Source organism: Rhodoplanes roseus, from assembly GCF_003258865.1.
Classification (GTDB): domain Bacteria; phylum Pseudomonadota; class Alphaproteobacteria; order Rhizobiales; family Xanthobacteraceae; genus Rhodoplanes; species Rhodoplanes roseus.
The window spans coordinates 1-5,905 of record NZ_NPEX01000106.1; the positions used below are offsets into that span (position 1 = coordinate 1).

At 70.0% G+C, this 5,905-nt stretch carries 10 protein-coding genes; all 10 read right to left on the reverse strand.

Going from position 1 to position 5,905, the window contains the following annotated elements; genetic code table 11:
* Positions 1-99: 99 nt before the first annotated feature.
* The 10 genes from hypB to cybH all read right to left on the reverse strand — a co-directional run bounded on the left by hypB (position 100) and on the right by cybH (position 5,787).
* A complete protein-coding gene (gene hypB / locus CH341_RS16085; RefSeq protein ID WP_111420025.1) occupies positions 100-1,056 on the reverse strand; it encodes a hydrogenase nickel incorporation protein HypB in 957 nt (318 codons plus the stop codon).
* A 28-nt stretch (positions 1,057-1,084) separates the two neighbouring features.
* A complete protein-coding gene (locus CH341_RS16090; RefSeq protein ID WP_245431090.1) occupies positions 1,085-1,687 on the reverse strand; it encodes a HupE/UreJ family protein in 603 nt (200 codons plus the stop codon).
* A gap of 56 nt (positions 1,688-1,743) precedes the next feature.
* Complete coding sequence (gene hypA, locus CH341_RS16095; protein WP_111420026.1) at positions 1,744-2,085, reverse strand: hydrogenase maturation nickel metallochaperone HypA; 342 nt, start codon at positions 2,083-2,085, stop codon at positions 1,744-1,746.
* Positions 2,085-2,600 (reverse strand): [NiFe]-hydrogenase assembly chaperone HybE, encoded by a 516-nt coding sequence (gene hybE / locus CH341_RS16100; protein ID WP_111420027.1) that lies wholly within the window; start codon positions 2,598-2,600, stop codon positions 2,085-2,087. The genes hypA and hybE overlap by 1 nt, the downstream gene beginning before the upstream one ends.
* Complete coding sequence (locus tag CH341_RS16105; RefSeq protein WP_111420028.1) at positions 2,590-2,781, reverse strand: rubredoxin; 192 nt, start codon at positions 2,779-2,781, stop codon at positions 2,590-2,592. The genes hybE and CH341_RS16105 overlap by 11 nt, the downstream gene beginning before the upstream one ends.
* Positions 2,778-3,617: a hydrogenase expression/formation protein gene (locus CH341_RS16110; protein ID WP_111420029.1), complete on the reverse strand. Its 840-nt coding sequence runs from the start codon at positions 3,615-3,617 to the stop codon at positions 2,778-2,780. The genes CH341_RS16105 and CH341_RS16110 overlap by 4 nt, the downstream gene beginning before the upstream one ends.
* Positions 3,618-3,629: 12 nt before the next feature.
* Positions 3,630-4,061 carry a thioredoxin domain-containing protein gene (locus CH341_RS16115; RefSeq protein WP_111420030.1) on the reverse strand — a complete coding sequence of 144 codons (432 nt, stop codon included), beginning with the start codon at positions 4,059-4,061 and terminating at the stop codon, positions 3,630-3,632.
* Positions 4,062-4,163: 102 nt separating this feature from the next.
* Entirely contained in the window at positions 4,164-4,487 is a 324-nt protein-coding gene (locus tag CH341_RS16120) for a HypC/HybG/HupF family hydrogenase formation chaperone (protein ID WP_111420031.1), read from the reverse strand.
* A gap of 2 nt (positions 4,488-4,489) precedes the next feature.
* Complete coding sequence (locus CH341_RS16125; protein WP_111420032.1) at positions 4,490-5,044, reverse strand: HyaD/HybD family hydrogenase maturation endopeptidase; 555 nt, start codon at positions 5,042-5,044, stop codon at positions 4,490-4,492.
* Positions 5,041-5,787: a Ni/Fe-hydrogenase, b-type cytochrome subunit gene (gene cybH / locus CH341_RS16130; protein ID WP_111420033.1), complete on the reverse strand. Its 747-nt coding sequence runs from the start codon at positions 5,785-5,787 to the stop codon at positions 5,041-5,043. The genes CH341_RS16125 and cybH overlap by 4 nt, the downstream gene beginning before the upstream one ends.
* Positions 5,788-5,905: the final 118 nt, after the last annotated feature.

Genomic DNA, 5,905 nt, shown 5'->3' on the forward strand with positions numbered 1-5,905 from the left:
GGGCCGCATGCCGACCCCCTGCACCACCCCGCGCAGCCTTATTCTCTCGCGCGAGACCGGCGCGCCTTGCGACGATGTCGGGATGCCCAGCACGACGGATCAGCCGGTGATGGCGGCCGAAGCGCCGGCCCGCGTCGTCGCCGCCGCCATCGCAGCCCCTGCCTCGAGCCAGGCATAGAAGGTCGACAATCCCTCACCGGTGCGGGCCGAGACCACCAGCGTCTTCAGCCGCGGATTGACGCGCAACGCATTGGCGATGCAGGCGGCCACGTCGAAGTCGAGATGCGGCAGCAGGTCGGACTTGTTCAGCAGCATCAGGTCGGCGGCCGCGAACATGTCGGGATACTTGAGCGGCTTGTCCTCGCCCTCGGTGACCGACAGCACCACCACCTTGTGAGCTTCGCCGAGGTCGAACGCCGCCGGGCAGACCAGATTGCCGACATTTTCCACGAACAGCACCCCGCCGGCCGGGAGCGGCACCTGCTCCAACGCGTGCCCGACCATATGGGCGTCGAGGTGACAGCCCTTCCCGGTGTTGATCTGCACAGCCGGCGCACCGGTCGCACGGATTCGCGCCGCGTCGTTCGAGGTCTGCTGGTCGCCCTCGATCACGGCCACGGACAGCCGGCCGGCCAGATCCGCGATGGTGCGGACCAGCAGCGTCGTCTTGCCGGAGCCGGGACTCGACACGAGATTGAGCGCGAACACGCCGGCCGCCGAGAGACGCGCGCGGTTCTCCGCCGCATAGGCATCGTTCTGGGCGAGAATGTCGCGCTCGATCCGGACGATTCTGGCTTGGCTCAGGCCGGGCACGTGCGTGCCGGCCTCCCCGGCCCCGTAGTCCAGCGTGCCGTCGGCGTGGTGCCGATGATCACGAGAATGAACTGGCTCGTGATCGTGGTCATGATCGTGGGAGTGATCATGACCATGGTCGTACCCATGAGAGTGCCCATGCGAGTGCCCATGCGAGTGCCCGTGCGAATGGCTGTGCACCGTCCCGTCCGCATGAACGTGCTCGTGATCATGGTCGCCGCCGCAGCCGCACACCGTGCACATCACCAAGTCTCCTCGATCACCGGCCGGGTCAGCCGAGCACCGCGATCGCCAGTCCGAGGGCGGCGACGCTGGCGCCGGCGAAACGCGTGGCCGGCTGCAGCGCGCCACGCCCCAGCACCAGGCCTGCACCGACGCCAGCGGCGTGCAGAAGCACAGTGGCGACGACGAAGCCGAGCCCATAGGCGAGCGGGCTCGCGGCGGCCGGCATCTCGGCGCCGTGGGCCAGCCCGTGAAAGAGACCGAACAGCCCGACCAGCATGGTGGCGGGACTCATCGGCAGCCGCACCTTCAGGGCGACCAGCAGCCCGAGCACGATCACGGATGCGGTGATCACCGGCTCGACGCCCGGCACCGCGACGGCGTGTGCGCCGAGCAGCGCGCCGACGATCAGGAGACCGACGAAGGCCGCCGGCACGGCCAGCATGGCACGGCCGCCGAGCGTCGCCGACCACAGGCCGACGGCCAGCATGGCGGCGACGTGGTCGAGCCCGAGCAGCGGGTGGACGACGCCGTCGGCGAAGCCATGGACGTGCGGCGTCGAGCCGACATGCGCCGAAGCCGCGCTCGTCGCGAGCAGGAGCACGGCCACCACGGTCGCCGGGGAAGCGAGATCACGAAGCGTCCTCATCATTGCCTCTCTGGTTTGTCCTGACATGACCGAACCATCCTCAGTCCGCACGCGGCGGCTCAATCGACCTCGAGCTCCCGCACGCGCAGCTCGTCGCCCGCCGTCATCTGCACGTGACGACGCCCGCAGTCGGGACAAGCGCCGAAGCGTTCCGTCAACGCGACGGTCTTGGCGCAGTCCAGGCACCAGCCGGCACCCGGCACCCGGACGATGTCGAGCCGCGCCCCTTCCGCGACCGTGCCGCGGCTGACCGCGTCGAAGCAGAACAACATCGCCTCCGGCTCCACATGGCCGAGCTCGCCGAGCTCGAGCACGACCACGCGGGCGTGCGAAAACCGCTCGCGGCGGGCCGCATCCTCGACCAGCGCGATCACACCGGCACTGAGCGACATCTCGTGCATCACGACGCTCCGCGGCCGAACAGGAGCGCACGCCGGTCGCGCGGCGCGGGCGGCGGAGCGGTACAGGACACGCGGTCGGTGTCGGCCGGCGGCTGATCCAGGACCGCGGCCAGCGCCGCCGCGGCGGCCTCGCGGGCCGATTCAGGAGCGTCGAACCCGGCCATGGGAGAGAACAGCGAGGCCGCGTCGAGCCGTCGGACGCCGGCCAGCGCGCCCACCGTGAACGCGATCGTTCCGGCCGGGAACCTGACCTCACGGGAGTCTCCGACCCGCGCGTCGGGCAGCGCGGGTCCGCCCGGAACGACGGCCAGCACCAGGTTCATGAACCAGGGTGTGACCATCACGCCGAGCGCCACGCCCTCCCAGGTGCGGAAGCCGACCGCCTCCACGGCGAGCCGCGGATTGTAGACCGGCAGATCACGCATCCGCGCCGCCACGGCGCGATAGGCTGCGGCGAGGCCTTCTCCGACCGCGATCGCCGGGTCCGGAGGCGGGGCGTTGCGGTCATTCGGCATGCGACAGCCTCATGAACCGCTCGCGGGCGGCATCACAATGCGGGCAGCGCCAGTCCTCTGGCAGGGCCGAGAACGGCGTGCCGGGCGGGATCTGCCATACGGCATCCCCCTCGCCCGGATCGTAGACGGTCCAGCACACGCCGCACTCCATGCGGTCCGCCCCGGCCTCGCCCGCGCTCATGTGAAATAGGCCTCCTCGATCTGGCGCAGGCGCTCGGCGGAGTCGCGGAAATCCTCGGTCGCGGCACAGGCGGCCGCCGGCACGTCCCCGATCTCCAGCGTGTCGAGCACGATGGCATCGGCGGCGTTGGAGAACTGCACCGACCAGACGTGCCGCGCCCCGGTCGCGACCACCCGGCAGCTCCCATAGCCCCGGGACAGAATCTGGACCGGGCCGGCACCGAGCGTCGCCTGCACGAAGGCCATGTCGTCTTGCGACATCGGCAGCAGCGAGAACGTGATGGTGTGATTCGGGATGCCGGGACGCCAGGTCGTCATCCGCTCGCGAATCTCGGCCAGCACCGGCATGGCGTTCATGGCGCCGGCGGGCGCCTCGCCGAGCGCGATGGCGGGCGCCGTCATGGCGGCGGCCCGGCGGACGGCCTCCGGGATCGCGCCGACCTCGAGATAGTCGGCGAGCGGCTGGCCCTGCGCATCGGCGAAGCGGACGCGCCACAGCCCGGCCATCACGGATTCCCGAACTTGGGCGACCACCCCGTCCGGCAACGCCACGGTCGCGGCCACCTCCCCCTCGCCCACCACGTCGCTGATCAACTGCAGCTCGATGTCCTCGAGCCCGGCGAGATCGAACAGCCGCCCGGGCCGATCCGCCTCCTGGGTGGCGAGCGTCTCGACCAGCAGCGGCAGCAGCGCCGCCACGCGCGGACAGCGCGCGATCATCTCCTCGGCACCAGCCGTGGTCAGGACCGAGACGGGACGCCCCGTCGCCACCGCGATCGGCACCGCCGTCACGGCGCTGTCGGCTCCCTCCGGGGCGATCCAGAAACCGGCCTTCATGGCGTTGTCCTGCTACGGGGTGACGATTTCGACGCGCGCCCCGGCCGAGAGCGCCATGACGGGCGCTGCCGGATCGAGCCACGCCGTGATGCGGGCGACGTAGTCGGACCAGTCGCAAATTCGCGGCAACACGCCGATCGGCTCGATGCCGCGGGTCAGCACGAGGCTCGGCAGCACGGCCACATGAAAGCGGCGGTCGAGCGCCCGCTCGGCGCTGCGTGCCACCACGGCGGCGCGCAGCCGGCCGCGAAAGGCCGAAAGAATCTCCGGCAGGACGACCGCGACGTCACCGACCTCCCGGTGGGTCGCAGGATCGCCGGTGAAGAACAGGAGCGCATGCGGCGGCTCGCCCGCGGCCGGCATCAGGAACGCATCGATGCCGTCCTGATCGACCACCGGCAGGCCGTGGCGGCGCAAGAGGCTGTCGAGGAGCGGCGTCGTCACGTCATCCTCCCAATCCTGTCACCGGACGGCGGCGTTGCGTGCGCGCGCTCTTCTTGCCCTTGCAGCATCGCCGGGTGGTTAGCTCGCTACCACTCCGGATAATCACTTACCAGCCCGGTCGGGTGTGGCCGCTAGGCCGGCGAGATGGGCCGGCAGCGTCGGCTCGCGCTCGAGCAGGTCGGCGAAGAGGTGGTCGAAGGGGCGGCCGTCGAGCGCTGCGGCGACGCCGTCCAGCGCATCGTCGATCTGCTGCGCTTCGACGTCGTCGAGCACCCGGACGGCCGTGCCGAGATGCACCAGCACGGCGGTGCCGGCCGGCTGCGGCCCGACCAGCAGCAGCGACACGCGCTCACGCGCCCCGCGCCGCTCGCAGTCCGCCGCGAAGGCGTCGCCCGACACGATCCGCATGGGAAGCCCGATGCACATGGTCAGCCCACCGCACGACGTTCGTAGGCCAGGAAGTCGATGTCGTGAGCCAGCAGGCCGCCGTCCTCCGCTGTCGCTCGCGGCGTGGCCGGGACGCCCCATTCGCTCAGAATGGCGAGCGCCGCATCGACGGCCGGCGCGATGGTGTCACGCACCGGCGCGGTGAGCGGGCCGCCCCAGTTCTCGAGGTCCAGCGGCTGGCAGCCTACCAGCGCGAGCTTCCCCGGATAACGTCTGAGCAAATCGGCGGCGGACAGCACCTCCTGGAAGCCGGTCTGGTGCAGGCTCATCTTCTTGGCGCCCGTGAACTTCGGCACCTCGCCGTCGCGAACGATCTTCAGGGTTCCGGGCGCCAGCCCGTAGTCGATCGCATCGAACACCAGCAGCCGGTCCGCTGCCGTGACGAACTGCACCAGGTAAAGTCCCTGCGTGCCGCCATCCATCACGGTCACGTCGTTCGGCAGCACGTAGCCGCGGTGGAGCGCTTCGACGGCGCGCACTCCGAAGCCCTCGTCGCCCCACAGGATGTTGCCGATCCCGAGCACCAGCGTGGTCACGGCGCTCGATCCTTGAACCCGTCGCGAAAATCGTCGCGGAACACCCGCTCGCCGGACACGATCGCGGAGATCATGCTCTGGCGCGACAGGATGTCCTCGCGCACGGCGGCGTAGACGTGGCCGACGACGAAGATCACGACGGCCCACAGGCCGAGATGGTGCCAGGTGTGGACGTCCTGCGAGTTCGGGAAGATCGAGAACACCCAGCCGAACATCGCGTACTGCCAGCTCTCACGGCCGGCGCCTTCGGCGTACATGGCGAAGCCGGTGCAGATCATGAAGACGAGCAGCAGCACCAGGCCGAACATCGAGGCGTGGCCGACCGGGTTGTGGCCGATGTATTTCTTCGGGTCGCGGACCAGGAACATGTACCACTTCAGCTCGTAGATCAGGCCCCTGATCCAGGTCCTGTCCCACACCGGCAGGACGAAGATCTGACGCGACCAGCGGTTTCCGAAGAAGGCCCAGACGAAGCGGAACACCAGGCCGATCGCCAGCACGTATCCGGCGGCGAAATGGGCGAAGCGGATGTAGCCCATCTGGTAATGGGCGCTCGCCTCGCCGGACAGCGAGGGCGGCGGCGAGCCGATCAGATAGCCGGTGACGCCGAGCACCAGGATGCACAGCACCGTCGTCCAGTGCCAGATGCGCACCGGCGCCTGATAGACGTAGACGGTCTGACGGCGCGGCGCGCGCTCGTCGACGCGATCGATGACACCGGGGAGACCGGATGCCTGGGCCATGGCGTTTCCCCTCTGCTCGCGCAGCGTTGTTCTGATCGACAGCATCTCCCGGCCTCATGGTGAGGAGGCTGCGCAGCAGCCGTCTCGAACCATGGGGCCGCCACCGTGACCGCCTCGC